Origin of the sequence: Roseibium aggregatum IAM 12614 (genome assembly GCF_000168975.1) — a bacterium.
Taxonomy (GTDB): domain Bacteria; phylum Pseudomonadota; class Alphaproteobacteria; order Rhizobiales; family Stappiaceae; genus Roseibium; species Roseibium aggregatum.
The window spans coordinates 59,857-86,606 of the sequence record NZ_AAUW01000019.1 but is presented as its reverse complement, the minus strand read 5'-3'; the positions used below and the strand labels follow the sequence as shown (position 1 = coordinate 86,606).

Genomic DNA, 26,750 nt, shown 5'->3' with positions numbered 1-26,750 from the left:
TGATATCTCCGGCTGCGTGGCCGGCGGGCTGCCGGTGCAGCCCGCCTTTCAGCGGTCAGCGAGTGCTTTCGGACAGTTCGGTCCAGGTCTTTACATCCTCGGAAGGCATCAAGCCTGAATCGTAGACCGCCTTGGAGGCTTCGCGGAAGACGGCGCGTTCTTCCGGCGACAGGCGCTGGACGGTCACGCCCTTTCCTTCAAGCATTTTCAAACCGTTCTCGGACGCCTCGATCAGCCAGTCACGAGTTGCGGCATCCGCGGTCTTGACCGCTGCATCCACCGCTGCGCGATCTGCGTCAGACAGGCCGTCGTACCAGGCTTTGGAGGCAATCACGGCGCGCAGCGGCCAGATGACCCGCGCATCCGAGAAGTTTTTCACAAAGTCGGTCTGACCGAAAAGGACCGGGATGAACGGCGAGTTGAGATAGCCGTTGATGATCCCGGTTTGCAGACCGGCGGGCACTTCCCCCCACGGCACGACGGTGCCGCTGGAGCCCCAGGCCTCGTACATGGCTATCTGGGCGTCATCCAGCGCGCGCATCCGCAAGCTGGACATGTCGGCAGGCGAACGGACCGCGGTCGTGGTGGTAATCACGCCCGAGGCCGGTCCGAGCGGAGCCAGAGCCAGCAGGATCGCGTCCTGGTCAGCCAGTTTGGCATTTACCTGCTCGAACACCTTGCCAGCTGTAAGGGCGCGATCCATGTGGTCGATATCGTCAAAGATGTAGGGCAGGCGTACGCCGTATATGAACGGATCGACCTGTGCGACGGAGCGCACGTCCGCCAGGGATATTTCCAACAGACCGGTCGTGACCTGGTCGAAAACTTCCGCCTCATTTCCGATCGACCCGCGTGGAAGTTCGCGCACGTCCATGCCGGCCTGTTTCAGCGCTTCGCCGAAAGCATGGGCCCAATTGTAGGATCCGGAAGTTTCCAGATCCGGTTTGGTGTCCAGCGCAATCTTGACCTCTGCGGCCGCAGGTGTCGCCACTGCCATCAATGTGGCCAGGGCAAGTGCCTTGAGTTTCATTGTAGTCCTCCCAATCAGATATCTAGTTTATTGAAAGTTCGAACAGGCGCGGCAGCGTGAGGCTGATCGCGGGCCAATAGACCAGCGCCAGCAGCAAAAGCACTTGTACGACGATGAAAGGCAGCGTGGCCCAAGCCAACCGCCAGTAATTGAGCGACGTCAGCGCCGAGACAACGACCAGACACTTGCCCAGCGGGGGGGTGATCAGGCCGATACACAGGTTGAAGCACAGTACGATTCCGAGATGAATCGGGCTTATTCCCTGTTCGAGCGCCTGCGGCACGAAGAGCGGGACAAGCAGGGTCAGGGCGACGGGAGTGTCCATGAACATGCCTGCAATCAGGAAGATCGCGACCAGGAAGAAAAAATAGCGTGTGCCGGTCAATCCGAAGGATTCGACCCAATCGGCCAGAGCCTGCGACCAGCCCAGTTGCCCTGCCAGGTACCCCAACACGGAGATCGCCGCGAGAATGATGAAGATGGTGCCGGTCATCCGGGCGGTCGCCTCGACCGCATCGAAAATCATTCTCCACGTAAGCCCGGTGTAGAACTGCCCTGCCAGCAGGGCGACGAGTACGGCGATGGCGGAGCCCTCGGTCGGCGTCGCCAGTCCGAAGACAAGCGAACCGAGGATCACCAAAGGCAGGCAGAGGGCGGGGGCTGCATGCAGGAAGCTTGGCCAGAAACGCGGCAGATCATCGGATTTGCCGCCCGGATGTTTCTTGACGATCGCGATGCCGGCGTTCAGCAACATCAAGGCTGCGGCCAGCAACATTCCGGGCACCACGCCCGCAATGAACAGGGCCGCAACCGATGTGCCGGTCAATCCGCCGTAGATGATCATGATGATCGACGGCGGAATAATCGGCCCGATCATTGAAGACGCAGCGGTGATTGCACCGGCATAATAGGGGTCATAGCCGCGTGCCTTCATCTCCGGAACGAAAGTGCGCGACAGGGCTGCGCTGTCGGCAATCGCCGATCCTGAGATGCCTGCGAAGAACACGCTGGTCAGGATGTTCACATGCCCGAGTCCGCCCCTGAAGCGGCCGACAATGGACATGGCAAAATCAATCAGGCGGCGCGTGACGCCAGCCCGGCCCATGATTTCGGCAGTCAGGATGAACATCGGCATCGCCATGAAGGCAAAGACGTCAAGCTGGGCAAAGATGCGCTGGGGCAGAATGGACAGAAATTGGGCTTTTCCCACGGCCACAAAGGTCAGAACCGACACGGCTCCCATCAGATAGGCAAAGGCCGTACCGCTGATCAACAAGACAACAAAGAGGATTGGGATGAACCACATGGGATGTCCTCTTACACGGCCGTTTTCATGGACAACAGGTCTGGCTGTGTGGCGTTGCCCATGACGGGCGGATGGGTCACGATCGAGCGCAGGTCAACCGTGGATGCACGGAGCTTTGTCAGATCCGGCCGGGGCCGGGCCGTTGCAGGCGAGCGCGCAAAAAGCGTTTCAATGGCCTTGGCCGAGGCCAGGAGCCTCTCGTCCTGTCCGAGCGCGCCAAGCATCTGCAAGCCGAACGGCATTCCATGGTGGTCGAGCCCGGATGGCAGGGTAATCGCGGGACCACCTGCCAGTGATCCGCGATATGTAAGCGCCAGCCAGCGATAGTAGATATCCATGGTGTGCCCATCAATTTCCATCGCATGGGATTGGGTCCATGGAAACGGCGAGACTGGCGACGTCGGCAACAAGATGATGTCGACGTCGCGCATCAGCGCGTTGAATTTCCGCAGGATGCGCGTCTGTTCGAGATGCGCCCAGGCCCGGTCCGCCAGGCTCATGGAAAGGCCAAGCGCGACATTGGCGGCAATGTGCGGGCCGAAATCATCAGGCGATTGCCTGATTGCCTCGCCAAAGGCCGAGACGAAGCTTTCTGCGCGCAGAATGTCGAAGGTCCTGTCCATGTCGCCCAGATCAAGATCGACCGGTCGGCACTCCTTGACCTGAGGTCTCAGAACGTCAACGCGTGCCCGAAAGGTTTCCCGAGTGTCAGACGCCACCGGTGCCCCGCCAAAATCTTCGCTCACACCAACACGAAGGTCCTGAAGATCGATCTGGGGAAGCTGGACGAAACGATCGGGATCTGCCGGAGCGGACAACGGATCGTCCGGACTGTAGGACTGACATACGCTCAGCATGAGCAGAAGATCGTCCATGGTGCGGGCCATCGGGCCGAGCACCGATATGCCAGACCAGCCAAGCGGTCGTGTCGGATGGGCAATGACGTCAACTGAGGGGCGATATCCGACGATCCCGCAAAGAGCCGCAGGCAGGCGGAGGGAGCCGCCTGTGTCCGAACCGGTGCAGAGAGGCAGAAGATCGGTCGCCAGCGCGGCGGCCGAACCGCCGGACGATCCACCTGCGATCAGGTTCGGATCGAACGGGTTGCCGGTCGCCCCCCAGACGGGGTTTTTGCTGTTTCCGCCGGCTCCAAGTTCCGGGACGTTGGTTTTTGCCAGAACGATGGCGCCAGCCTCGCGCAGGCGCGCCACCATGGGCAAGTCCTTATCAGGAATATTGCCACGCGCCCGGGGGCTTCCATGTGTGGTCAGAAGGCCCTTGGTGTCCTGAAGATCCTTCACACCGATCGGCAGCCCGTCAAGCGGCCCCTTCGGTGTGCCTGACTGCCAGCGGCGTGTTGCCTCAACAGCTTCCGCCCTGGCCGGTTCGGCGTCGAGCGCAGTGAGAGCATTAATGGCTGGATTGATCTGTTCAATGCGCTCAAGACACGCCTCAAGCAGTTCGACCGGAGTGGTTTCCCCCCGGGCGAAAGCCTCGAGCAGTTCTCCTGCCGAGCGTTCGACAAGCGCGCGGTCAGCCATGCAGCACCACCGCCGCCAGCGACGTTGCAACTGAACTCATATCGAACTCCTCCCAATGCTACTAACGTTCAACGTTAGTGGGGGAGGCTGCTGGGAAAAATTGAATTCTTCGCCGCAAACCATAACTTTCGGTAATGGTCTACATCCTGCTGGCACTCTGCATCAGGCACTGCATGAACAGGTCGAACGTGCTGTCGGCGGTCTGCTTGTCGCGTGCCCAGAAGCAGCAGGCCTCCGACAGGAAATTTTCCGTGTCGAGCGGCAGAACGGCGATGTCTCCGCGTGCGGAATGAATGCGCGCCAGGCTTTCGGGAAACAGGCCGACCGCCGGCAGCTTGCGCATCAGTTCCAGGTTCAGGGTCAGGGACGCAGAGGCAATCGTGTTTTCCGGCGGCAACAGACCGTTGCGGGCGAAGAGCGCGTCCACGGCCTGCCGGGCAACCGAATTCGGCTGGGGAAGTATCCATGGCCATTGGGAAACTGTTTCCCAGGTTATGTCGCTCTGGCGGGCCAGCGGATGGTCTCGTCCGACCACGACGACAATCGGTTCCTTGAACAGCGTGGCTTGCCGGATGCCGGCCAGTTCCCGCGGTTGCCAGATACGTGCGATCAAAAGGTCGATCTTGCCGGCCGTCAGTTCCGGCAAAAGCGAAACGAAGTGACCTTCGACCACGCCGACATTGGCCTTCGGCGCGCTGCTTTTCATCAAGGCGATCGCTTCAGGCAGAAGCAGCGGCGCCACCGAACCGACAGCGCCGACGGTGACTGACCCGGAGACGCCTCTCGCCATGGCTTCGATGTCGAAGGCTGCCCGGTCCAACTGGCTCAAAATCGCGCGTGCATGCTCGGCCAGCCTGCGTCCGATCGGTGTAAGGTAGAGCCGGTTTCGATCCCGTATGACGATGGAATCGCCGATGATGCGTTCCAGTTCGGCAATCTGTTTCGAGATTGCCGGCTGAGTGACATTGAGCGCTTCGGCCACACGCGCGACAAGCCCCAGTTCGGCCAGGCTCACGATCATCCGCATGTGACGAGTGGTCAGCCGGGTGTGCCAATCCCTGTTTAAAATCTATCTGTCTCCCGGCCGTTTGCAGATCTGGATCGCTTCGAACAATTACCTTTGTTTATCATAACCAAATCGCGATACCACCCGAACGTACCGCCCCGCCCGGGGCCGCTTGCTGACTGTCGGCTTGTGCGCACGCAAGCTGTTCAGGCGGACATAAGCACCGACAGAAAGATCAGGCAGCTCACTGGATTGCGCCTGACCTTTTCGCCAAACCGAAAGGTTTTCAGCTCGCCCTTGAGGTCCTGGCGGAAAATGCAAAGCGGGGCTGACCCTTTTGCACCCAATATCGGCCTTCGGGGGTTCACGCGGTCGCACCGGAAGCGGGACGCGAGTGGGCCGGGAAGGTGCCGCCCCTCAATCGCCGGCGCCCCCTGGAGTGGGGAGTTCTCCTTGGTCTGTCGGGACAGAATTTCTGTTCAGGCATGGCAATTGCTGACCTTGCTGTCATCAACGCTCCAGGGGGAATGGCTGATACTCTGACTTGGAGATGCAAATTGAATTTAAGTGCGAGGATTGCAGGCGTCTTTTTCGCGACATCTGTCCTGTTCGGCAACGGCGCCGCGAAAGCGCAGGATCTGACGCAGGCGGAAGCGAACGAGATTGCCGTCGAAGCCTATCTCTATCTCTATCCTCTCATCACCATGGACCTGACACGGCGGCAACTGATCAGCATCGAACCCGGTCCCGGCTCCATGGGTGGTTATGAGAACTGGTTCAGAAATATCTCCGCCTATCCGACCGCGGACGAAAAATCGGTCGTGCGGCCGAATTTCGATACGCTCTATTCTTCGACGTTTCTCGATCTCACCAAGGAACCGATGATCGTCTCCGCTCCGGACACCAAGGGGCGCTACTATCTGCTGCCGATGCTCGACATGTGGACGGATGTCTTCGCATCACCCGGATCCCGCACCACCGGCACGAAGGCCGGGACGTTCCTGGTGACCGGTCCGGGCTGGGCACCGGAGAATGGGAAAGAGCTCGGGGACGATTTCGCGAAGCAGTTCGACCTTCCGGAAGAGACCCAACTCATCGCCTCGCCAACGAACCATGTGTGGATCATCGGGCGGACCAAGACGGACGGGCCGTCCGACTATGAGGCCGTTCATGAAATCCAGGCCGGATACAAGGTGACGCCGTTGTCCAAATGGGGCCAGGAGCTTCCCGAGCCGGTCTTCTCGCCGGATCCGACCGTCGACACCAAGACGCCGCCGAAAAAGCAGGTCGATACCATGGCCGGCAAGGATTACTTCACCTGCGGCGCTGAGCTTCTCAAGGTCGAGCCGCCTCATATCACCGACCAGCCGATTTTGGCGCGGATGGCCCGTCTCGGCTTCCGGGAAGGCGAGAGCTTCGACTTCGAGGCCGCCAGTCCCCTCGTCCAGTCGGCCCTCAAGGATGCGCCCGTCACGGCGCAGAAGCTGATGGCCTGGAAGAGCCCCCGCATTGCCAATTTCGCGAACCAATGGTCGATGGATGTCGACACGGTCGGGGTCTACGGCACCTATTATCTCAAGCGGGCCCTGATGGCCCAGCTCGGGCTGGGGGCGAACCTGCCGGCGGATGCCGTCTATCCGATCGCCATGACAGACGGCGATGGCAACCCGCTCACCGGCACCAATGACTATGTCCTTCATTTCGATGCAGGCGACCTTCCCCCGGTCAATGCCTTCTGGTCCGTCACGATCTATGACAACGACGGCTATCAGGTCGCCAACAGCCTGAATCGTTTCGCCCTTTCAAGCTGGATGCCGATGCAGAAGAACCCGGACGGGTCGCTCGACCTCTACTTCCAGCATGAAAGCCCTGGCAAGGACAGGGAAGCCAACTGGCTGCCGGCTCCGGACGGACCGTTCAACGTGACCATGCGGCTCTACGCCCCCAAGCCACAGGTCTTGATCGGCAAATGGGCGCCTCCTGCGATCAACAAAGCTGAAAAGCTCTCCGTTCACACGGCGCAGTAGGATTTTCCGAAGGCCGTTTGCGCCAATGCGTCAGGACGATCCGGCTCTCCTTGTGCCGGGTCGTCCCAGCGGAACAAGAGATTACCAAACTCGAGACAGACATGAAGCAACTCGTTCCCCTTGCCTTGGTCGGTCAACTCATTGCCGCTTCCACACTGCCTGCGTTTGCGCAGACCGTGCTTCCGGAAGGAGAAAGCATCGCGAAAGACGTCAGGGCGCTTCGCACCTACGCACCGGGCAGCAATCCGGGAGCTGCCGATTTTGATACGACCGACAGGCTGGCGATCGCCAATCTGCTCTACGCCTATTCCTTCGCCTACGACAATTACGAGGCGGACGCATGGTTCAAACTGTTCACATCCGACGCCGTGTTTGTCGCCGGTGTTGCCGGTGAAGACGCCTACTCATTCACTGGAGAGGGGTTCCGGACGTTTTGGAGCGAACGGATGAAGGAATTCAGCACCTCCGGAAACCAGCGCCGGCATTTGATGACGAACGTCCTGTTTCTGGACCAGACCGGTGACACCGCCCATGTCAGTGTCACCGGGCTTTTGACCAATGCCAAGGACGGCAAGACCTTCACTGCCGTTTCGAGCCTCAATTACGAAGGCTGGCTGGTAAAGGGCTCGGACGGCTGGAAAATCCAGCGCTGGCATGACTTTCCGGATTCTCCTGTGCCTGAGAAATAAAAACAAAGGCGCGTCGTATGCGTGCCCCCACTTCACGCATGCATGTAACCTTGCCCCTCAATTCAGCGACGCTTTCGTCACGACCTTGAGGGGCATATTTGTTTGAGCATCACTTCAAGTTCCCAATCCGTTGCCCCCCTTGGTGCAGGGCCGGATTCCAAGCGTGTTCCCAAAATCAGGAGATCAGAATGATCCGAGCCGCAGACACCCGGTAAAACCGTGGGTTGGCGGGCCGGTCGGGTGTTTTTTCTTGCGACCCACCATGTCCTCCGTAAGGTTCCGGAAAAGATTCGGAGTAGCAACTTGAAGAAGCCGATGGACGATAGCAGGTCGATACTCCTGGTCCGGGCGAGTGGTTTTGGCCCGCTCCCGGCCATTTTCGAACAAAGAGCCGGAGAACAGGCCCTCTGGAGAGTTTTCGAGCAGTCCGGGCTCCCCGTCGATGTTATCGGTTTGCCACAAACACCTGTCCCCCTGCCGGCGATGATCAGCCTTTTCGAGCGGTGCGCGCACGAACTGGGCGACCGGACGTTCGGCCTGGAGGTCGGGTTCGAGATGCGCAGGGCCTGGGGTTACGGATTGTGGGGCCAGTACGGCGCCACAGCGGACACGCTGGGCGAAGCTATCAAGCGCTATAATCAGACCTTCTGGGCCCATGCATCCGGGGGACGGCTGGAGCTTGTTCAAAGCGGCACAGCGATGCTCTGGCGGCATGTCAGACGGGATCTTGGACCACCGGCCGTACAGCATGTTGATCACCGGCTTGGCCCCATGATCATCATTGCCAGACTGTTTCTCGGTCAAGACTGGTCACCGGAGTGGATTGAAGTTCCCTATGAGCGGGACGATGACGCGCACCTGATGGAAGACCGGTTACAGGTTCCCGTTCGTTTCGGGTGCCCGGGCGCCGGGATCGTTTTCAAGCCTGAAGACCTTTGCGTGCAAAGGAGCCGGAAGCTTGAAGGCATGTCCAAGGTCATTACGCTGAGAGAAGTGATCGCGGACAGTATTCTGTCTCGTGCACCGGAGCCGGCCCGCTCCGTCTCGGCCATCGCAGCGCTTCGTCTGCTGGATGGGCAGACGGACATCGAAGGTGCGGCACAAATGGCGGGCTTGAGCGTTCGGAGCCTGCAGCGGCAACTCATGGAAAAAGGCTACTCCTACAGGGAGATTGTGGCCAGTGCACGCAGTGCCCGCGCGGTGAGCCTGTTGCGTGAAACGCAGCAGCCAATCGTGGAGATTGCCCTGTTCCTGGGGTATGAGGACCACGCGAGTTTCACGAGGGCCTTCCGCCGCTGGATGGATTGCTCTCCCCTGGAATTCAGGCGCTGCCACCAGCCAACTGCGGTGGCGTAAAAAGCAAAGCCGCGCGGCATCATCTTTCCTAAACGTAGTGATCTGCTGATTGGCTGGCCCCCGGAAGGGGCCGGAACGAGAAGCGCATTTGCCTATGGCTGGTGGGGCTTACGGCCCCATCCAAGGGGCACCACAACTGTTCAAGGTTGCACTAACGAAAAATGCGCCAGGAAAAGAGGCTTGGGAACGGACATGCCGGCTAAGAAGCTGAAAAATACCTTGTCTTCGCGGGCCTTGCTGGTCGGGCTTGGAACGATCCTTGCCGGTGTTCTCGCGGTTCCTGCATTGGCGGCGGATCTCAACGCTTCCGTTCCTCCAGCCTCTGTGGAGGAGGCCGTCCTGCTTCCAAAGTGGCGCTTTGAGGTGGCTCCTTATTTCTGGACCGCCGGAATGTCCGGCCAGGTCGCGTCCTTCGGAGCCCCGGGCGCTCACGTGAATATGGGGTTTTCCGACATTCTCGATGATCTCGATTTCTCGGTGATGGTCGCCGGTGAGGCCCGATATGACCGGTTCAGCCTGACGACGGACCTCATCTACCTGAAGCTGTCCACGAGTGAAACGACTCCACGCGGTATTCTCGTTTCCAGCATCGGCCTTGATTCAAGCATGACGACTGCCAGCGCGCTTGCCGGTTATTCCATTCTGGAGCGTCCGAATGTTCGACTGGATGCTGTCCTTGGGGGAAGGTTTTGGTCGGTTGAAAACACCCTCAAATTCGACGGAGGGTTTTTCGGCGGCCGGTCTTACAGGGATTCTGCCACGTGGATCGATGCCATGGGAGGAGTGAAAGGACGGGTCGATTTTTCCGACCGTTTCTACTTCACCGGATCGGCGCTTGTCGGTGGTGGCTCTTCGAACTTCGGCTGGGACCTGATGGGCGGACTTGGCTATGAGATGTCCGACCATTTTTCCGCCGTTGCCGGTTATCGGGCGCTCGGCGTTGATTATCAGGACGGGGATTTCGAGTTCGACGTGACCATCCAGGGACCGATTGTTGGAGTCGCCTTGAAGTTCTAAAAGTCGGCATCCTTTCAAATCCACCGTTGAGAGGCGCTCTGAGGAATTCTGTCCGCTCAGAAGCATCTCCATCTGGAATACCTTCTCATCACACCACCGTCTCGTTCCCAATCATGGCACCAAGCTGCCAGCGTTGAAACTACGCGAAAAACGGCTTGTTGTTCAGATCGAGGGCCGGGTCCAGGACGGTGAGGGGTGTTCTTGAGGCCGGGGCAGATCGACCCGACGTCTCCTCGGTCATAACCGTAATTTCCTGTATCAATCTGTAGTTTCTGCAGTCATTATTTGCGCGGCGATACCCGGTCATCGGGTGTCCGGCAGGGGGAATATGAATGAGCACAACGGCAACGACAGCGCAGACGCTGGACCCGCCACCGGATTCCTGGGTCGCGCCCGGCGCCAGCGACAGCTTTGCCACGGCGGGGCTGATTACCCTGCTGCTTCTCCTGTTTCTGCTGATCTACCTCTACGCCGTTTTCGATCGATATGCGGAGCACAAGGGATCGAGGACGCCGCTTCGCTCCACGATCCCGACCATGCTGTTGGTCGGCCTTGCCTATGATCTGGTGCCGCCTCTGCGGGACGTCAGCCTTCTGTTGCCGTTGACCCTGATCATTGGCGCCTTCGCTTATGACATCGTGCTCTGGATGAAGCCGGAAGAGGCTGAGGCCGAGCCGTTGCCGGAAGAGGAAGCTGCGGCCGCCGACGATCGGCCGCCGGCCGATGAGACGACCGCCGTGGACGAACAACTGATTGCGGAACCGCAGGCGCTGGGCGCCACCACAAAAGGAGCCGGCGCATGATCGAGCTCCTCATCACCTGCTTTCCGCTGCTGCTGCGCATTGCCTATCTGCGCTGGCGGGGACGGCCCGTGACGCTCTACAACGTCCACCGGGCGCTGTTCGTCTGGATTGTGCTGTTCGTCGCGCTGATCTTCACCGTGGAGTATTACCATCCCGATACCCGCAACGCGCTGATCCCTTACCGCGTCGTGCCGATCGTCGCCGAACGCGGGGGAACGGTCATCGAGGTGCCTGTCAAGGCCGGCCAGTCCGTCAAGACCGGCGAACTCCTCTTCACGGTCGATGACAGCAGCGAAAAGGCGGCGGTTGCCAGCGCTCAGGCCGCCGTGGGCGAGGTCAACAGCCAGATCGATGTCGTCAAGGCGCAGATCAAGGAAGCCGCGGCCGATCTCGACCGGGCGAAAGCGGGCCTCAACAATGCCAATCTGACCCTGTCGGAACAGCAGGCCCTCAAGGACAAGAATTCACCCGTTTACACGATCAACAGATACGAGAACGCAAAGGCCGAGCAGGAAAAGGCTGCCGCCGATGTGAATGCCGCCAACGCCAAGCTGGAGGCGCTGCAGGTGCAGCTCGATCAGGTCCTGCCCTCAGAGCTGAAGGCCGCTGAAGCTTCCCTCGATCAGGCCAAGGTCAACCTCGACAAGACCAAGGTCCATTCGTCTGTCTCCGGGCGGATCGAGCAGCTCACGTTGAATGTCGGCGACCGCGCCGCGCAGTTCTCGGTCAATCCGGCGATGGTCATCGTACCGGATCGCGACGCCTCCGATCCGATCGAAATCATCGCGGGCTTCAGCCAGACCAACAGTGCGGTTCTGCATGTCGGCATGCCGGCGGAGGTCGCCTGCGAGAACAACATCAACAGCGGCATGGCGAACACGGTACTGGCGGCGCGCATTGTCCGCATCCAGGACGTTGTCGCAACCGGTCAGCTCGGTCCGACCGGCGTTCTGATGCAGCCGTCGGACCGGCGCGGCCCAGGTGATCTGGTCGTGCATGTTCAGCTCGAACATCCGGAGCAGAATGCGCTGCTGGTCGATGGCACGAGATGTCTTGTCCAGGCCTATACCACCCGCATCTCCGGCTCGCTCCAGGGCACCTTCATGGGGGGCATCATCCAGGCCTGGGCGCTGGAAAAGGCGCTGATCATGCGGATGAAAGTCTGGATCATGCTCTTCGCCGGAACAGGCCTGATGGGCGGTGATTGAGGTGGCGCGACAGGCCCGATCCGTGACGCGGTGATCGACGTCATCCGTCGTGCGGTCGCACACTGATCTTGCCGATAAACCGCGGACCGTCCCGCAAGGATAAGACGTCTACACTGCGTGCGGTGCGGAGGCTGAACCTGACCTCCGCTTGCGGGACCGTGCGAAGAGCCTTTGAACGTGCGGATTTGAGGGCGCGTGCAAAGCCTTCGCCCTCTCGCTTTCGCTGGAAAAAGCCTTGCCGGGCTCTACTTCCCCAGAAACTTGAAGGGCTCTGCTTCCTTGAAATGGGCGTTGGCCATGCCGGAGAAGATGTTGGTCTGGTCCGGGCCGAGGTCGAGTTTCATCACCTTGCCGGTTTCCGGTGAAAAATCGGCGTTGCCGAAGTCTATCCAGAAGATGTTCGGGGTCACCACGGATTCGAAGAAATAGAGCTTGCGCTTCTGGTCGGCGACGGTGCGCCAGCGGGTGGAGGAGATGTTGGGCTGGTCGGGCGTGGTGATGCCGAGCGGCACGGAGACATTGCGGATGACACCGAAGACGCTGGCGATCGTCTCGACCGGATTTTCGGTCTTCGGGATGGCGTCGACATAAAACGACGCGCGGGCAAAGCGGTCCGCCGCTCGGTTGGTGCCAGGCAGCATGACCGTGCCGCCGATTTCCTGCCAATACTGATTCAGCGCCAGTTGTTCTTCGAAGGTCGGCGAATTGGTCATCACCTGATAGGCGCGGGCGTGGTGGATCACCTGCTTGCCGTCGATATATTCCACGATGGCGCTGTCACCGCTCGCATCCGACAGGGACAGGTGCAGCGTGGCAAGGCGTTGTTCACCTGGAACATTGTCGCTGAAAAGGGTGAAGGGTTCGGCTTCCAGCGTGCGGACGGCCTCTTCGACTGTGGCGAAATTGTCGAGCACATATTGAGCCCAGGCGGCGATTGTCAGGCCGGGTTTGGAGCCGTCGAATTCCGGATAGCCGGATTCCACCAGCCAGAGCACATTTGCCACGAGGCCGGCTTCGTTCATGCCGTCCGTTGTCGAAACGTCGTAGCCCGAGGCAATGACACTGCCGTATTTCGACGTCCATTCCAGGGAGTTTTCCCCGGCTTCGCCGTTGCGTTTCATGCCGCGCGGGAACAGCCACAGGTTCGTGCCGACATCGGTCTTCCAGTCCATTGAGCGGGCGGTGATCACCTGCTCGCTGGCGCCAAGATAGACAACCCGGGTGCAGGCATCTGCCAGGCGGGGCGCGAGCAGGCCAAACGAGGCGATGGTCAGGGCGCAGGCTGCCGTCACCGTGGTCTTGCCGATCTTCATGCGCCGTCTCCTTTGCGGTCTGTGAATGGGTGTGTCGAGTCGCTTCGGCACAACTGTTGATATAGGGGCGGCCAGGCGTGACGCTGTCAAGACAGGTTGGCGTTTGGTGCAGGTTCGCGCAGTGAACGGAAAAGGCCCGCAGTGTCGCCACCGCGGGCCCCAGACACGGATCCCAGACACGGATCCTGGGCAAGCTGGGTGAAGCCCGCCCGGTCAGAGTGTCCGGAACAGGTTGACCGTGAAAAAGGCCAGCCCGGCGGTGACCGCAATCGCACCGACCGCGATGACGGGTTCCACCGCCGTATGGCCGAGCGCATAGGCGGCCAGCGCCGCCATCATCACCGGAAGGCCAAGCGCATGAAGCCAGAAGTGCAGGCGGGCAAACCTGTTGTCCGCCATGGCCGGGACTGCCGTATAGAGCAGGCCCGTGAGGGCCAGGGTTGCCCAGCCGAGAAGGTTGGTGTGCACGTGGACCGGTGAGAGCGTGTGGTCATGGCTTGCCGCCATGACGATGCCGAGCACCAGTCCGATCAGCATCCAGAGAGCTGCGAGACGGAACAGCCAGGCGGCCAGGGTTGGGATGCGGGTCGTCAAGTCTTTGATCCTTTCGAGGAAGGCTGTGCCTTTGGGCACAAGGGGTATCAGGAAGCCGGCGAGAGCCGGAGGTTCAGGGGAAGGGGCAGAAGGCCCAGGCGGAGTCTTCTGCAGGTGTCCAGGCTGGCAAGGCGCCCTGTCAGACCTGCCAGGCCAGGCGCAAGCGCTCGCGGATGTCGCCGAGCCTGTCTTCCGGCTCGTTGGCAAAGACGAAACGCAGGTAGCGTCCAGCGATGTCTTCGCTGCCCCAGCCGGTCATCGGTGTCGCTGCGATCCGCCCCTTTTCGAACAGCAGCCGGGAGGCTTCTACAGGTGGCAGGCCAAGCTCGGCGGTGTCGATCAGCAGCGACCAGCCGCCATCCGGCCTCACGACGGGCAGATCCGAAAGCTCCTGCAGGATGATGTCCCGGCGCGCTTTCCAGGTTGCGGTCGCAGCGGCAATACCGTCGTCTTTCGCGGTGATGGCGGCCGCGGCACCCGGCATCGCGATGCCGACCTGGCAAACCACGTTGGTGAGGCTGACAAGGCCGATGTCCGCCATGATCGAGGCGGGGCCGACCGTCCAGCCGACCCGCCAGCCGATCATCCGGTATTCCTTGGAAACGCAGCCTACCGTTATCGTGCGATCCGCCATGCCATCCAGGCTGGCCGGGTGGATTACCGGTTTGCCGGTGTAGAGGATCCGCTCCATGGCGGCGTCGTGCAGTAGAAATGCGCCGGTGCGTATAACGACTTCCGCAATCGCGTTCCATTCCTCTGCCGTGTGCACGATGCCGGTCGGCATGGACGGGCTCATGGTCAGAACGGCGCGGGTTCTGGCGCTGGCTGCGCGGAGCAGTTCATCCAGGTCAAGACGCCAGCCTCCGTCCACCACCTTCAGCGGAACGAGCTTCGGAACGCCACCGGCCAGGCGGATGCGGTTGAGCAGTCCCGCATAGGCGGGATCGGTGATGATGACCTCGTCTCCCGGCTCCAGAATCGCAAGCAGGGCGTTGAGGATGCCCGAGAGGCCGCCCGCCGAAATGACACATTGGGTTTTCCAGTCGTAGGCCTGACCGGTGGTGGCGGAAATCCGGGCCGTTGCAGCCTTGCGGATGTCATCGGTGCCCAGGAACGGCAGATAGCTGTTGGCGTCGTCCCGCCCGATGGCGGCCCGCGTTGCCTCCAACGCTTCCCGCGGCGGGCTGAGATCCGTATCGAGGTTTTCCAGGCGAAGCATGTCGGCGGATCCGGCTTCGTCTGCTGCCTGCCCCATCCGGTCCACGCCAATTCCCGGAATGTCCTTCAATCGCGACACTGTCATTTGAAATATCCTCATTTGTATCCAAATTTATAAATTGGATACAAAAATGGGTAATTGCAGTCAAGTCGTTGATTGTCTAGGAAGGCGGAAGGACCCAGCCGGATGGACAAATGGCAGAGCGAACAAGCGCAAAAAGAACTGGAGACCAGGCCATTCGGGTGGCGGATGCCTTGCGGGAAAAGATCGTCTCGGGAGATCTGAAACCGGGCGAACCACTGCGCCAGGAGCGGCTGGCGGTGCTGTTCGAAACCAGCCGGATGCCGGTTCGCGATGCGCTGCGCCTGCTGGAAGCCGAAGGACTGGTGCAGATGCCGCCGAACAGGGGCGCGATCGTTGCCCCGCTCGATCCTGAGGAGTTCAGGGAAGTTTATGAAATGCGGGCGGCACTGGAGACGCTGGCCTTGCGCCTTGCCATTCCGGAACTGACCAACAGCCAGATCGACCGGGCCGCAGCCATTCAGGACAAGGCGGAGGCATCTGACCTGGAACATTTCGGCGCCCTGAACAAGGCTTTCCATTCTGCGCTGTACGAGCCTTGCGCGCGGCCTCGGCTGCTGGCGCAGATAGCGGCCCTCAACGAGACCGGAGACAGGTATTTGCGGATTGCGGCTGCGCAGCTCGACTACACCCGGAGATCTCATCAGGAGCACCGGGACCTGCTGGAGGCCTGCAGCCGCCGCGACGGTGTTGAAGCCTGCGAGATTCTGAGACGTCACATCGAGGCTGCCGGAGAGGCGCTTGTCGACCGTCTGACTGCAAGACTGCCTGCATCCTGATTGCGATCAGATGCGGCAGGTTGCGTCTGCTTCCCGCTGACGAGGAAACGAATGCCCCGAAAACACTGCCGGATTGAAGCGGCGTCTGTTGGCGATGCGGAAAGGCTTGCCGACATTCGCGTAGAGGCGATGCGGCCGAGCCTTGAAGCCGTCGGACGGTTTGACCCTGTGCGGGCGCGTGAGCGCTTTCTGGGCAGCTTTGTTGCCGCAGAAACGCGCATCATCAAGGTGGAAGAAGGCATTGCCGGCTTCTTTGTCGTTCGCAGGCGATCCGACCATTTCTACCTGGATCATCTCCATGTCAGCCCAGCCTTTCAGGGGCAGGGGTTAGGCCGTCTCGTGGTCGAGGATCTGAAGGTGGAGGCAGTTTCGGCGGGGCTGCCGATCCGGCTGATGGCCCTCAACGTCAGTCCGGCCAACGCATTTTACCTGTCCTGCGGGTTCCGCTTCGTCTCGCAAGACGCACTGGACACCATCTACATCTGGGCGCCCGGCGCTTGATCCCAGCCGGCCTGGCATCCGGTCGTGGCTGACAAACGGTCAGAAATGCAGAGTTTCTTCATCAGACCACTCCAAGGGTCCAGGGTCGGTCAATGCGGTTAAATGGCGGAGTGCGGACCGCTGCAGAGAGGGGTCGCGAGAACGGGCGACCGCAAGGCAATAAGGTCTGAAACGGAATTGAATTCTACCTTGGGGGGTGTGTTTATAACCAACACGTTTTTCAGGCGAAGTTGGCAAATGCCACCGATCCGGGCCGAAAGGCTGGTCGAATGGGCCTGATATTGACTGCTCGGGGGCCTTTACGTCAGGCCGTTGACGGGCTGCGCAGCTTGTCCGCCACGAATTCCCCGAATGCCTGCGTCGCAGCCGAAGGGTTTGGCGACGCATAGGCCAGCGTGACGCCGATGCCGGGAAGTGGCGGCAGACCGGTTTCCACGATGTGCAGATCGGGCGGCACCGCGGAACGGGTCACCACACTGATGGCCTGGCCGGAGCGGGCAATGGCCAGCAGGCCCGCAAGACCGTTGCTGGCAAAGGCGATGCGATAGGCCTTGCCCGCCTGATCCATGGCGGTGCGGGCCGCGCGATGGTCCAATGTGTCCGGTGCCGAAAGCGCTAGAGGGACGATGTCTTTTTGCAGGATCTCCGGGGCGGGGTGATTGGCCACCCAGACAAAGCTTTCCGGCCGCAGGATGCGAGTGGAGGTGTCTTCGCCGGGAACGGAAATCAGGGCAAGATCGATCCGCCTGCGCTGCAGCAGCAGGTGCAATTCCGTCGTCGGGGCACAGACCACCTCGATCTCGACATCACCATGGCGCGCGCCGAAACCTTTCAGAAGATCAGGAAAGAAGGCGGTCAGATAGTCTTCCGGACAGCCGAAACTGATAAGACCACGCAGGCCTGCGCCTGGCAGGGTGGCAATGGCTTCGTCATGAACGGCGAGAATGCGTTCCGCCTGGGCCAGAAACCTGTCGCCCGCTGCCGTCAGTTCCACACCCCCGCGTGTGCGTCGCAGGATCGGCTGACCGACAATCGCCTCCAGCCGGTTCATCTGCATGCTGACGGCGGATTGTGTCCGCCCGACCTGCCGCGCTGCTGAGCTGATCGAGCCGCTGCGGGAAACCTCTATGAAACTGCGCAGCAGAGCGATTTCCAGAACAGGCATATGATATCAATCCAGTTGAATATCATAATCTAAATTATGAATTTTATTGAATGCAAGGCTTCTCCTACACTTGCCGCAGTCATTTCAACCGGCCGGATCGGGAGACACATCATGGCATTGGAAAGCGCCAGCAACAGCACGGACACAGGGTTCTGGTCCGACGTATCGGATCATGTTCTGCGGTATGGCCCTGTGTTCGAACAACGTGTCATCGAGCGTGCCGAAGGCAGTTACGTCTACGACAGCTCGGGCGCGCGAATCCTCGATTTCACCTCCGGTCAGATGAGTTCCATCCTGGGGCATTCCCACCCGGATATCGTGCGCACCGTGCGCGAGCAGATCGGCCAGCTCGACCACCTGTTCAGCGGCATGCTGTCCCGCCCGGTCGTCGACCTGTCGAAACGCCTCGGCTCGCTGGTGCCTGGCCTGGAGAAGGTGCTGCTCCTGTCCACCGGTGCGGAATCCAACGAGGCCGCCATCCGTCTTGCCAAGCTCGTCACCGGTAAACATGAAATCGTGGCCTTTACCAAGAGCTGGCACGGCATGACCGGGGCAGCGGCTTCCGCCACCTACAGTCACAACCGGCGGGGGTATGGGCCCGTCAATCCGGGGTCGTTCGCAATTCCCGCTCCCAATGCCTACCGGCCGCGGTTCACGGATGCGAACGGCAATCTGGACTGGAAGACCGAGCTGGACGATGCTTTCGCGCTGGTCGACAGCCAGTCCACCGACAACCTTGCCGCATTCATTGCCGAGCCGATCCTGTCGTCAGGCGGTATCATCGAATTGCCGGAGGGTTATCTCGCGGCACTGCGCCAGAAGTGCGACGAGCGCGGGATGCTGCTGATTCTGGATGAAGCCCAGACCGGCATCGGCCGGACGGGACACATGTTCGCCTTCCAGCGGGATGGCGTGACACCCGACATCCTGACCTTGTCAAAGACCCTGGGGGCCGGTTTGCCGCTATCCGCGGTGCTGACAAGCAGCGCCATCGAGGAAGAAGCGCACCGGAAAGGGTTCGTGTTCCTGACCACCCATGTGTCCGATCCTCTGCCGGCCGCTGTCGGCCTGACGGTGATGGACGTGGTGGAACGCGATGGCCTGATCGGCCGTGCGGTGTCCGCGGGCCAGCAGCTGCAAGCCGGGCTGGAAGGCTTGAAGCAGCGTTTTGAAAGTGTTGGCGATGTGCGCGGCCGTGGGCTGCTGCTCGGGCTTGAGATCGTGACCGACCGGGCCAGCCGCAAGCCGGATCTTGCCATGGCTGACCGGATCGGCGCAGAGGCGATGGCACGCGGACTCTGCATGAACATCGTCAAACTGCCCGCCATGGGTGCGGTTTTCCGCATCGCCCCGCCACTGACGATTTCGGATGACGAGATCGATCAGGGGCTGGATATCATGGCATCGGCGATTGAGGCGGCACGGGCCTGAAGCGGCTGCGAGAGACATGAGAGGGCGCCGAGGGGCGCTTGACGATGCCCCTGCCAACTTGAGACTGTTTCCTGTCACCGCAATCGCAGCGCAGGTTCCGGTCAGTAGAGTGTTTTCCGGTAGGTCTCTTCCAGAGCCGCATCCAGCTTCTGCATTTCCGCGTCATCCGGCGCCCCGGTCGTCTGGTCCAGAATGATCCTGGAAAGCGACGGCATCTCGCTGCGGTCCTGCCGATGCTCCGGATCCCAGAGATGGGAGCGCCGGAAGGCCTTGGCGCAATGCAGGAAGACCTCGTTCACCGAGACGACGATGGCAAGCTTGGGGGCCCGGTCCCTAACGCTCATGGTTTTCAGGAGATCCGGATCGGTCACCAGCGTGGCTGTGCCGTTGACGCGCAGCGTCTCGTCATATCCGGGCACGAGGAACAGGAGACCGACATTCGCATTGGCAACGATATTGGCCAGACTGTCCAGTCGGTTGTTGCCCGGACGGTCCGGGATGGCAAGCGTTTGCGGGTCGAGAATCTTGACGAAGCCAGCAGGATCGCCGCGCGGGCTGACATCCGCCTTGCCGTCCGCGTTCTGGGTGCCGAGGCACAGAAACGGCGAGCGCCTGATGAAGTCCTGCGCGTGCTTGTCCAGCGCGCTCAGGCACTTCTTGGCAGCCAGCGGCGATAGCTCGGAATAGTGGCTCCGCAGCGTTTCCTCATCCGAAATGACAAACTCCGGGTTGATCTTGTAGGCTTCCATCATGCATCCCTTTGGCGTTCATTCCTGTCTGGCTTCGTCTGATCCGCGGCCATGCCCGGTTGCAGCGGCAGACGGTCATTCTGCCAGTGATCCATCAGCTCAGCCGTGACGGTAGCATGAAATGAGGTGCGTACATCATTTTTGTTGCTGCGGCATTCAAGAGCCTTTGTCTGGCGTTTCCTCAGTGGAAGTCCGAAGGCTGTCTCGGGGGCAAGGATCCAGGCTGGGCATGTGCTGCCCAGCCATCGTTCGCTGACATGGCGTCATGCCATTTCGTCTTCATTTATGGGGCCGCACCCTAGTCCAGCGTTACCGCTTCAATCCTTCCTTCCAGCATATGCGGCAGATAAAGCACACCATCCCGCGCGGAAATATCGGCAAGGCCGGCCGGTTCGCTCATGATCTCGGTCGACGAACCGTCGGTGCCGATCTCGAAGACCTTGCCGTTGATCCAGTCATTGAGGACCAGTCTCCCGTTAAGCCGCGTGATACCGTCGATGTTGCCGATGTCCCGCGCCACGACACTGATTGCCTTTGTTGCCGGATCGACGGCAAGCAGGCTGCCGGGGGCCTCCGTGGTGAAATCGTTCTTGAGGCCCTTGCCCCAGGCCCCGACAAGCAGACGGCCGTCATCCCAGTAAAGGCCGTTGGGGTTGCTGAGTTCCGGGCTTTCCAGCCACTTTTCGAACGTGCCTTCCGCATAGCGCCAGATCGTATTCGTCATCATGTCGGAAACGAAGATCTCTCTGCCATTGGTGGTCACGTCATTCAGGAAGACCGAGCCCTGGGCGGGCAATGACTGGAGCAATTCGCCGGTCTCAGCATCAACGATGCGCAGGCTGGTGAGATCGGCTGCGAAGACCTGGCCGTTCATCACCGCCAGCCCCTTGGGTGCGTCCATGCCGGTTGCCCAACTGGCATCGATGATCTTTCCACCGTTGGACAGAAGCGCCAGATGTCCGTTGCCATCGACCGCATTCGGTGCGCCCTCCATGACGCTGGCGATCAGCCGGTCGCCCACAGGGTCATATGCAACTGACTCCGGCATGTCGAAACCGTCTGTCGACCAGAGCGAACCGGCTGCGGATGGCAATGTGGAGAGGCCGAGCAGGAGCGCGGCGGTGAGGTGTTTCAGGGGCTGCATGGGACGTCCTTTCAAACAGTTGAACTGGATCTCCCATGCAGCTGGCGAACTTTTCTTGCAATAAAGGACATTCTGGTATCAAAAAACGATACCGAGGCTGTCATTCTGGGATCAAGATCATGCGCGGAGACACATTCAAGATTTTGCAGGGCGTTCTGAAAGCGCGCCGCATGACCTATGCGGATCTGGCAAGCCGGATGGATATTTCGGAGCCGACGGTCAAGCGGATCTTTGCCGGGTACGATTGCAAGCTGAGCCGGCTGCTGGAAATCTGCGACATTCTGGAGGTTCCGCTGGCGGATGTGTTGCACCGGGCAGCGCGAACTTCCGAAGAAGCAAGTGTGCTGCCGGTGGCAACGGAAGCGCGGCTCGCCGCGGACCCGTCGCTGTTCTATCTCTTCATCCTGCTGCGCGAGCCGATCCCGCAAAAGGAAATCGAGCGCCGGTTCGGTCTTTCAGGGGAGGATATGTTCCGTATGGGCCGGGCGCTGGAGGCACTGGGGCTGGCTGAGGTACACCCCGGCAACCACATCAAGATCACGCGCAAGGAACCGTTGAGGTTCCGTCCGGATGGACCGCTGATCGCGCTCTTGAAGGACATCAACACCCGCTTTCTGGGGCAGGTGATCGCCAATCCTGGCGGCAACCAGTCGCTGTTCTTCACGCTCTCCCGCCGCATGCTGCCAGACACGGGGGCGTTCATCCTGCGCGAGATCGAAACCCTGAAGGAGACCATTGCCGAGCTGGCCCGTCAGGACCAGCTTGTCTCGCGCGAGGAAGACCTGACCACCTTCAAGCTGACGGGGGCCTTCGCGCCCATTTCCTTTCCGGACATTCTGACGATCGAGCCGGGCCGGTGACCGCCGTCAGGTCCAGAATTTCGGCGTTTCCCGGGTCGCTTCCCAATACCCCTTGGCGTGTTGCCACATGGTCTGGCATTGGGCCTCGTGCCAGCCGATGACAAAGCCAATGGCCTGGTTGGTTGCCAGGGCGTTTGCACCGCTGACCTTGCATTTCACCGGCAGTTGTTCGGCCATGGCGACATCGTTGAGATAGCCGAAAATATCCTGCAGCTTCTTCATCCGCTTCAGGAAGGGCTTCACCGTGTCTTTGGGATAAAGGCAGCCGAAGAATTCGATGCCATAGCGCATCTTCTTCATGGCCTTGCGCATTTCGTGGCGTTCCGCAACGGTGAGTTCTTCCAGGCGCTTGCCGTATTTCAGCACCTTCTTCCACTGCTTGGCGAGGGCGTCACCGGCGTGGGTCTCGACAGGCTGGGCAAGAAGCTGCGTCTGGCCGAAGTTCTCCGGATCCAGCCATCCGCGCCCTTCCGTATAGGCCGCAAGATCCAGCAGGAAGCCGTTGACCTCTTCCGATTTCAGGTGATCCGTCAGCGTCGTGCGGGTGTTTTGGTCCCGGGACGCGTTGAGGTTTTCCAGAAGGGCGTCGAAGGACAAGGTTGCAGGGGCTTTCGCGACCAGCGGCGTCACGATCTCATCGACCAGAACATCGAGGTCGCGCAGGGAGCCAGCTTCGGTGGCAATGATCTTCGCCATCTGGTCGAGCGGTGCCATGGTCGCCGGGTTCAGGATCGGCCGGAACAGGCGGAAGGCGCTGCGCAGACGGCGCAGGCCCACCCGGAGCTGATGGGGGCCTTCCGGATCGTCCGACGACAAAACCGCGAGCCGGTTTTCGGAAATCTGCGTCAGGCAGGAGCGCAGCACATCGCGGAAGGCGTGCTCTGTGGTGATGCCGCTCTCGAAGGTGACCTCCTCGGCAAAATAGGGAGCCCGTTCCGCCGGCGCACTGCCTTCTGCGAAACGATAGCCGCGTTCCGCCTTGCTATAGGGCGAAAAGCGGAACGGAATATCTTTCAACAGTGCCCTGGCGGCTTCGAAAAGAGCAAGGCTCGGGCCGGACTTCAGTTCCATTTCAAGTTCGGTCAGCGGTTGGCTGCCGCTGCCGGCCAGAATGTTGCCGCTGTCGAAGGCCAATTCGATGAAGGTCCCGTCGCTGTCCCTGGTGAGGTTGCGCACGGTGCGTTTCATCACCGTTTCAAAGCACTCCGACAGAGGTGCATCGCCGATGATTTCCAGAAGGCGCTCGTGAACACATGGGTCTTCGATGACGGAAAAATCGAGCGCGCGGCCCTTGACCGGGTGTTCGGCCTCCACGGGCGAGGACAGCCCGCCCATCACGCCGGTGCCGAGCTTGACAGTCTGAACCCAGCTATTGCCGGATTTCCGCACACGCAGCGAAATTTTGGCCTTGCGCAATGCCTGGTCCGGCGTGTCGAAATAGATCGACTGCAGCGTCTTGTTCACCGCCCGGCTGGCGGTAAACCCATCGATGGATCCGGCCCGTTTCAAAGCGTCCTGGGCGCTCGTTTCCAGCTCGAGCTTGAGCTCGATTTCACGTCCTGATTTGCTCATGCAGAATTACTAGCCAAGCGGTTTCTGCTTGTCCAGAAAAAGCGCACAATTTGCGCTTATGTTCGCTGGCTAACAAACTCAAGGGGACGGCAGCCAGCAGGCAGCTGCCGTCGCAAGTCTGACTCTGGCGCGCGGATCTTTCAGCTTACCCGAAAAGCTTGTGGCCGACGCCCTTCAGTCTCTCCAGGATGCGGGACTGATAATGCAGATACCAGGGAACCGGCTTCTGGTTGAAGGCGAGCTTGCGGATGTAGGTTGGAACTTCCCAGACGGCGGAGGTGCCCGCCGGGAAAAACAGCGTGACACCGGGCTTGCCTTCATAGACATGGCCGGTCTCGTCGGTGATCCGCACTTCACCTTCCAGGAACATCACCGATTCGTCCCAGCCGTAGTGCCAGCGGAACTTGCCCGCCGTGCACGACCAGTGGCAGGCATCGCCCCAGCCAAACTTGTGTCTGGCCAGAACGGCGCACATGGCTTTCGGGTCGCCTTCAAGCACCCATTCGGGCCGGATCGGCGCGGGCATCAACTGTGACTTGTCGACGAAGGATTGCGTGAAAGCCAGCCCGTGCCGGGCGGCATCTTCCACCGTAGAAGTCTTGGTCCGTTTTGTCTCTTGAAGGCTGCCGGCAAGTGTCATCCGTGTCTCCCAAATTTTTGTCACTGGTCACTTGCGCGAGCAGCGGTTGCAAACAGCTTAAATATGCGCCGCAAACCACGCTTTGAGAGTGCTCAGGCCAGGTTTTTGCGGCCCAGGGTTAAGGGGGTGTGAAGGAACTTCTTCAAATTCGACCGACAGCAATGAGACCGGCAATCGGCGGCGGCAAGCAGCAGCGCGCTCGAACCGCTTGCATCGGACAAAAGCCCATGATAGGCACCCAATCCGATACCGGATTGCCCCCCTGGCGGAACTGGTAGACGCGCCGGATTCAAAATCCGGTTCCTTCGGGAGTGCCGGTTCGATTCCGGCGGGGGGCACCAAGGCAAGCGCTTTGAGTTACTGACCGAACGCGCCGGAATGGGTCGAGGCTCTGCCTCCCGCCGGCGCAACAGCACAGCCACATAAGCTACTTTAGTGTCACCGTGTCGAAGGCCAGGGAAGCGCTGGTCTGGTAGATGTCTTCCACTTTTTTGATACGTCCCTGACGAGGGTGGCCGATGGCGATGCCGACGATGCCTTTGTGGCTGTCGGGTTTTGACAGCGCGACCAGCCGTACAAGCAACTGGTCGCCTTCCTTGTTGATGAAGTTGCCGACGATTTCGGATGCGGGCAGATCGCCAAGTGTGATCTGGCGGCGGACGTTCAGCCGTGTGTCGTCGGTGGTGCCGAGTTGTTTCAACAGCTCGATGGCAACATAGTCGCCCACTTCGAGGCGCTTCTGCGGATCGTCGGTCTTCATGGTGTAGGTGACGATCTGCAGGGAGGAATAGATGCGTTTGGTTTCGTCGTCTGTGGTGAAGTAGATCTTGATCGGCCCGCCGCCGGCGGGGTTTGCCTGGGCGACAATCTGCTGAGCCTCGCGGCGTGGCGCAGCCAGGCTGAAGGGGACAGGAACCTCGACGCCGTGTTTTGCGGCGAAGGCTGCGTCCACCGTATAGATCGTCGACAGGGTTACGCCCTCGGCCTCGAAGGGTGTCAGTTTGACCGTTCCTTCCATCTCGACCTGCTGGGCGGCGGCCGTAGCCGGAGCGCTGATCATCAAGGCGAATGCCAGTTTGGCGATGCTCGAGGCTGTTCCTGTCATCTCCCCCTCCCAGTGGCGTGGGGAACCCGTTGAGGCTTCAATGCTAGCAGAAGTGCGAGAAAAGTCTGCCCTATGTGCCAAAGCTGTGTGCCGAGGCCTGTTTGCGAAGAGGTCACCTGCCGCGGGGGTGTGTCAGCGCGGCATTGTGCTGCTGGCGGTTCTCGCATTTCCCTAGGTGACTTTTTGCAGCGCAACGGCTAAGGGAAACGCCATGATCAGACGCCTTTACGACTGGACCCTGTCCCTTGCCGCCGGACCGCGTGCGCCTGCCGCGCTTGGCACCGTTTCTTTTGTCGAAAGCTCGGTGTTTCCGATCCCGCCGGACATCCTGCTGATCCCCATGGTGATTGCCCGGCGCGAGAAAGCCTGGTGGTACGCGCTGCTGTGCACGCTGACGTCGGTTGCCGGCGGTATTCTGGGGTATGTCATCGGCCTGTTCCTGTTCGAACAGGTGGCGGTGCCGATCCTGACCTTCTACGGCAAGATGGGGTTCGTCGACGAGTTCAAGGACATCTATCATCAGTATGGCTGGTGGTTTGTCTTCATCGCCGGGCTGACGCCGTTTCCCTACAAGGTCATCACCATTGCCTCCGGGGCGCTGGGGCTCAGCCTGCCGGTGTTCATTGCCGCCAGCATCGTTTCGCGAGGGATCCGCTTCTTCGTCGTTTCCGGATTGCTGTATCTGTTCGGCCCGCCGATCCGCGATTTCATCGAAAAGCGGCTCGGTCTCATGTTCACCATATTTGTGGTGCTGCTGGTCGGCGGTTTCCTGGTGCTTAGGTATATCTGACAGTTAAGAGGATGAGATGACAGCCGACCGGATATCGCGCAATCTGACGGGGCTTTTGCTGCTGGGCGGCCTTGCGGCGATCGCGACAGCCTGGGGCTTTCAGCTGATCGGCGGCTATGTGCCCTGCAAGCTGTGCCTGGAGCAGCGCATTCCCTATTACGTGGGCCTGCCGCTGGCCCTGCTGGCGCTTTTCCTGATGCAGGCGAAGAGGACCGGTCTGGCACTGGTCGTGCTTTTCATCGTTGCGGCCGTGTTTGCCTATGGTTCCGGCCTTGGTGTCTATCAGTCCGGTGCCGAATGGCAGTTCTGGGATGGCCCGAGCGATTGCGGTGGCGGCACCGCGACGCCGACATCCGCCGCCAACATGCTGCAGGCGCTGAAGTCGACCCGCGTCGTGAGCTGCACCGAGGCAAGCTGGCGGATGTTCGGCCTGTCCTTTGCCGGCTGGAACGCGGTGGCTTCCGGAGGGCTTGCCCTTCTGGCGCTTTTGGCCGCTTTCGGGTTGAAACGCCGGGGCAACGCGGCCAGTGTAGGTGCATGAGCCAGAACGAGAATGAGAACGACCACCCGAAAGAGAAACTCCGCAAGGAGGCGCTGCGCACACTCGACCGGGTGAATGCGGAAAGCGAGACGGTGGCCGGCTCGACGTTTGTGCGCATGGCAGACCGGGCGAAGGATCACCTGAGCGCCGCCGACAAGGATGAAGACGACCGTATCGAGGTGTGGGGCAGCCGGATCGGCCGTGGTCTCGGGCTTGTGTTCGCGATCGGACTGGCGATTTATCTTGTCGTTACTTACGTATTGCCCAAAACCTGAATGAACCG

At 60.5% G+C, this 26,750-nt stretch carries 26 protein-coding genes and 1 tRNA gene; 14 read left to right on the top strand and 13 right to left on the bottom strand.

Annotation, left to right across the window (positions count from 1 at the left end):
* Positions 1–55: 55 nt before the first annotated feature.
* The 4 genes from SIAM614_RS22980 to SIAM614_RS22965 all read right to left on the bottom strand — a co-directional run bounded on the left by SIAM614_RS22980 (position 56) and on the right by SIAM614_RS22965 (position 4,904).
* Positions 56–1,030 (bottom strand): TRAP transporter substrate-binding protein, encoded by a 975-nt coding sequence (locus SIAM614_RS22980; protein WP_006938315.1) that lies wholly within the window; start codon positions 1,028–1,030, stop codon positions 56–58.
* Between the two features lie 22 nt (positions 1,031–1,052).
* Positions 1,053–2,336, bottom strand: a complete 1,284-nt coding sequence (locus tag SIAM614_RS22975) for a TRAP transporter large permease (RefSeq protein ID WP_006938314.1) — start codon at positions 2,334–2,336, stop codon at positions 1,053–1,055.
* A gap of 11 nt (positions 2,337–2,347) precedes the next feature.
* Entirely contained in the window at positions 2,348–3,877 is a 1,530-nt protein-coding gene (locus SIAM614_RS22970; protein ID WP_006938313.1) for an amidase, read from the bottom strand.
* 139 nt (positions 3,878–4,016) lie between these two features.
* Positions 4,017–4,904: a LysR family transcriptional regulator gene (locus SIAM614_RS22965; protein ID WP_006938312.1), complete on the bottom strand. Its 888-nt coding sequence runs from the start codon at positions 4,902–4,904 to the stop codon at positions 4,017–4,019.
* Between the two features lie 506 nt (positions 4,905–5,410).
* Here SIAM614_RS22965 and SIAM614_RS22960 point away from each other — a divergent pair.
* From SIAM614_RS22960 to SIAM614_RS22935, 6 genes are all read left to right on the top strand, one after another.
* Positions 5,411–6,910: a DUF1254 domain-containing protein gene (locus tag SIAM614_RS22960; protein WP_040440936.1), complete on the top strand. Its 1,500-nt coding sequence runs from the start codon at positions 5,411–5,413 to the stop codon at positions 6,908–6,910.
* Positions 6,911–7,011: 101 nt separating this feature from the next.
* A complete protein-coding gene (locus SIAM614_RS22955) occupies positions 7,012–7,599 on the top strand; it encodes a nuclear transport factor 2 family protein (protein WP_198137377.1) in 588 nt (195 codons plus the stop codon).
* 315 nt (positions 7,600–7,914) lie between these two features.
* On the top strand, positions 7,915–8,955 hold the full coding sequence (locus SIAM614_RS22950; protein ID WP_157140026.1) for an AraC family transcriptional regulator: 1,041 nt from the start codon (positions 7,915–7,917) through the stop codon (positions 8,953–8,955).
* Between the two features lie 192 nt (positions 8,956–9,147).
* Entirely contained in the window at positions 9,148–9,972 is an 825-nt protein-coding gene (locus SIAM614_RS22945) for an outer membrane protein (RefSeq protein WP_198137376.1), read from the top strand.
* Between the two features lie 332 nt (positions 9,973–10,304).
* The gene (locus SIAM614_RS22940; protein WP_006938306.1) at positions 10,305–10,775 is read left to right on the top strand and encodes a hypothetical protein; all 471 of its coding nucleotides are present in this window, start codon (positions 10,305–10,307) and stop codon (positions 10,773–10,775) included.
* Positions 10,772–11,983 carry an HlyD family secretion protein gene (locus SIAM614_RS22935; RefSeq protein WP_006938305.1) on the top strand — a complete coding sequence of 404 codons (1,212 nt, stop codon included), beginning with the start codon at positions 10,772–10,774 and terminating at the stop codon, positions 11,981–11,983. The genes SIAM614_RS22940 and SIAM614_RS22935 overlap by 4 nt, the downstream gene beginning before the upstream one ends.
* A 245-nt stretch (positions 11,984–12,228) precedes the next feature.
* Here SIAM614_RS22935 and SIAM614_RS22930 read toward each other — a convergent pair whose 3' ends face one another.
* From SIAM614_RS22930 to SIAM614_RS22920, 3 genes are all read right to left on the bottom strand, one after another.
* The gene (locus SIAM614_RS22930) at positions 12,229–13,296 is read right to left on the bottom strand and encodes a linear amide C-N hydrolase (protein ID WP_006938304.1); all 1,068 of its coding nucleotides are present in this window, start codon (positions 13,294–13,296) and stop codon (positions 12,229–12,231) included.
* Between the two features lie 213 nt (positions 13,297–13,509).
* Positions 13,510–13,890 (bottom strand): hypothetical protein, encoded by a 381-nt coding sequence (locus SIAM614_RS22925; protein ID WP_198137375.1) that lies wholly within the window; start codon positions 13,888–13,890, stop codon positions 13,510–13,512.
* A gap of 139 nt (positions 13,891–14,029) precedes the next feature.
* The gene (locus SIAM614_RS22920; RefSeq protein ID WP_040440894.1) at positions 14,030–15,193 is read right to left on the bottom strand and encodes a pyridoxal phosphate-dependent aminotransferase; all 1,164 of its coding nucleotides are present in this window, start codon (positions 15,191–15,193) and stop codon (positions 14,030–14,032) included.
* Between the two features lie 110 nt (positions 15,194–15,303).
* On the opposite strand from SIAM614_RS22920, the gene SIAM614_RS22915 reads away from it, so the two are divergent.
* Positions 15,304–15,969: a GntR family transcriptional regulator gene (locus SIAM614_RS22915; protein ID WP_006938301.1), complete on the top strand. Its 666-nt coding sequence runs from the start codon at positions 15,304–15,306 to the stop codon at positions 15,967–15,969.
* Between the two features lie 51 nt (positions 15,970–16,020).
* Entirely contained in the window at positions 16,021–16,470 is a 450-nt protein-coding gene (locus SIAM614_RS22910) for a GNAT family N-acetyltransferase (protein ID WP_006938299.1), read from the top strand.
* 304 nt (positions 16,471–16,774) lie between these two features.
* Here the strand turns inward: SIAM614_RS22910 and SIAM614_RS22905 are convergent, their stop codons facing one another.
* Entirely contained in the window at positions 16,775–17,635 is an 861-nt protein-coding gene (locus SIAM614_RS22905) for a LysR family transcriptional regulator (RefSeq protein ID WP_006938298.1), read from the bottom strand.
* Between the two features lie 111 nt (positions 17,636–17,746).
* Between SIAM614_RS22905 and SIAM614_RS22900 the strand changes: the two genes are divergently transcribed.
* Positions 17,747–19,066: an aspartate aminotransferase family protein gene (locus SIAM614_RS22900; protein WP_006938297.1), complete on the top strand. Its 1,320-nt coding sequence runs from the start codon at positions 17,747–17,749 to the stop codon at positions 19,064–19,066.
* 101 nt (positions 19,067–19,167) lie between these two features.
* Here the strand turns inward: SIAM614_RS22900 and SIAM614_RS22895 are convergent, their stop codons facing one another.
* Together SIAM614_RS22895 and SIAM614_RS22890 are read right to left on the bottom strand one after the other, a co-directional pair.
* Positions 19,168–19,815: a pyridoxamine 5'-phosphate oxidase family protein gene (locus SIAM614_RS22895; protein ID WP_040440933.1), complete on the bottom strand. Its 648-nt coding sequence runs from the start codon at positions 19,813–19,815 to the stop codon at positions 19,168–19,170.
* 298 nt (positions 19,816–20,113) lie between these two features.
* A complete protein-coding gene (locus tag SIAM614_RS22890; RefSeq protein WP_006938294.1) occupies positions 20,114–20,959 on the bottom strand; it encodes an NHL repeat-containing protein in 846 nt (281 codons plus the stop codon).
* A 119-nt stretch (positions 20,960–21,078) separates the two neighbouring features.
* On the opposite strand from SIAM614_RS22890, the gene SIAM614_RS22885 reads away from it, so the two are divergent.
* The gene (locus SIAM614_RS22885) at positions 21,079–21,819 is read left to right on the top strand and encodes a helix-turn-helix domain-containing protein (protein WP_040440893.1); all 741 of its coding nucleotides are present in this window, start codon (positions 21,079–21,081) and stop codon (positions 21,817–21,819) included.
* 6 nt (positions 21,820–21,825) lie between these two features.
* On the opposite strand, the gene SIAM614_RS22880 is transcribed toward SIAM614_RS22885, so the two are convergent.
* Together SIAM614_RS22880 and SIAM614_RS22875 are read right to left on the bottom strand one after the other, a co-directional pair.
* The gene (locus SIAM614_RS22880) at positions 21,826–23,391 is read right to left on the bottom strand and encodes a CYTH and CHAD domain-containing protein (protein ID WP_006938291.1); all 1,566 of its coding nucleotides are present in this window, start codon (positions 23,389–23,391) and stop codon (positions 21,826–21,828) included.
* A gap of 145 nt (positions 23,392–23,536) precedes the next feature.
* Positions 23,537–24,031: a cupin domain-containing protein gene (locus tag SIAM614_RS22875; RefSeq protein ID WP_006938290.1), complete on the bottom strand. Its 495-nt coding sequence runs from the start codon at positions 24,029–24,031 to the stop codon at positions 23,537–23,539.
* Positions 24,032–24,287: 256 nt separating this feature from the next.
* Between SIAM614_RS22875 and SIAM614_RS22870 the strand changes: the two genes are divergently transcribed.
* Positions 24,288–24,372 (top strand) — tRNA-Leu (locus SIAM614_RS22870).
* A gap of 86 nt (positions 24,373–24,458) precedes the next feature.
* Here SIAM614_RS22870 and SIAM614_RS22865 read toward each other — a convergent pair.
* Positions 24,459–25,136 (bottom strand): hypothetical protein, encoded by a 678-nt coding sequence (locus tag SIAM614_RS22865; protein ID WP_006938288.1) that lies wholly within the window; start codon positions 25,134–25,136, stop codon positions 24,459–24,461.
* A gap of 211 nt (positions 25,137–25,347) precedes the next feature.
* Between SIAM614_RS22865 and SIAM614_RS22860 the strand changes: the two genes are divergently transcribed.
* The 3 genes from SIAM614_RS22860 to SIAM614_RS22850 are packed head-to-tail and all read left to right on the top strand — an operon-like array spanning position 25,348 to position 26,742.
* Positions 25,348–25,926: a YqaA family protein gene (locus SIAM614_RS22860; RefSeq protein ID WP_006938287.1), complete on the top strand. Its 579-nt coding sequence runs from the start codon at positions 25,348–25,350 to the stop codon at positions 25,924–25,926.
* 16 nt (positions 25,927–25,942) lie between these two features.
* Positions 25,943–26,467: a disulfide bond formation protein B gene (locus tag SIAM614_RS22855; RefSeq protein ID WP_006938286.1), complete on the top strand. Its 525-nt coding sequence runs from the start codon at positions 25,943–25,945 to the stop codon at positions 26,465–26,467.
* On the top strand, positions 26,464–26,742 hold the full coding sequence (locus tag SIAM614_RS22850) for a hypothetical protein (RefSeq protein ID WP_006938285.1): 279 nt from the start codon (positions 26,464–26,466) through the stop codon (positions 26,740–26,742). The genes SIAM614_RS22855 and SIAM614_RS22850 overlap by 4 nt, the downstream gene beginning before the upstream one ends.
* Positions 26,743–26,750: the final 8 nt, after the last annotated feature.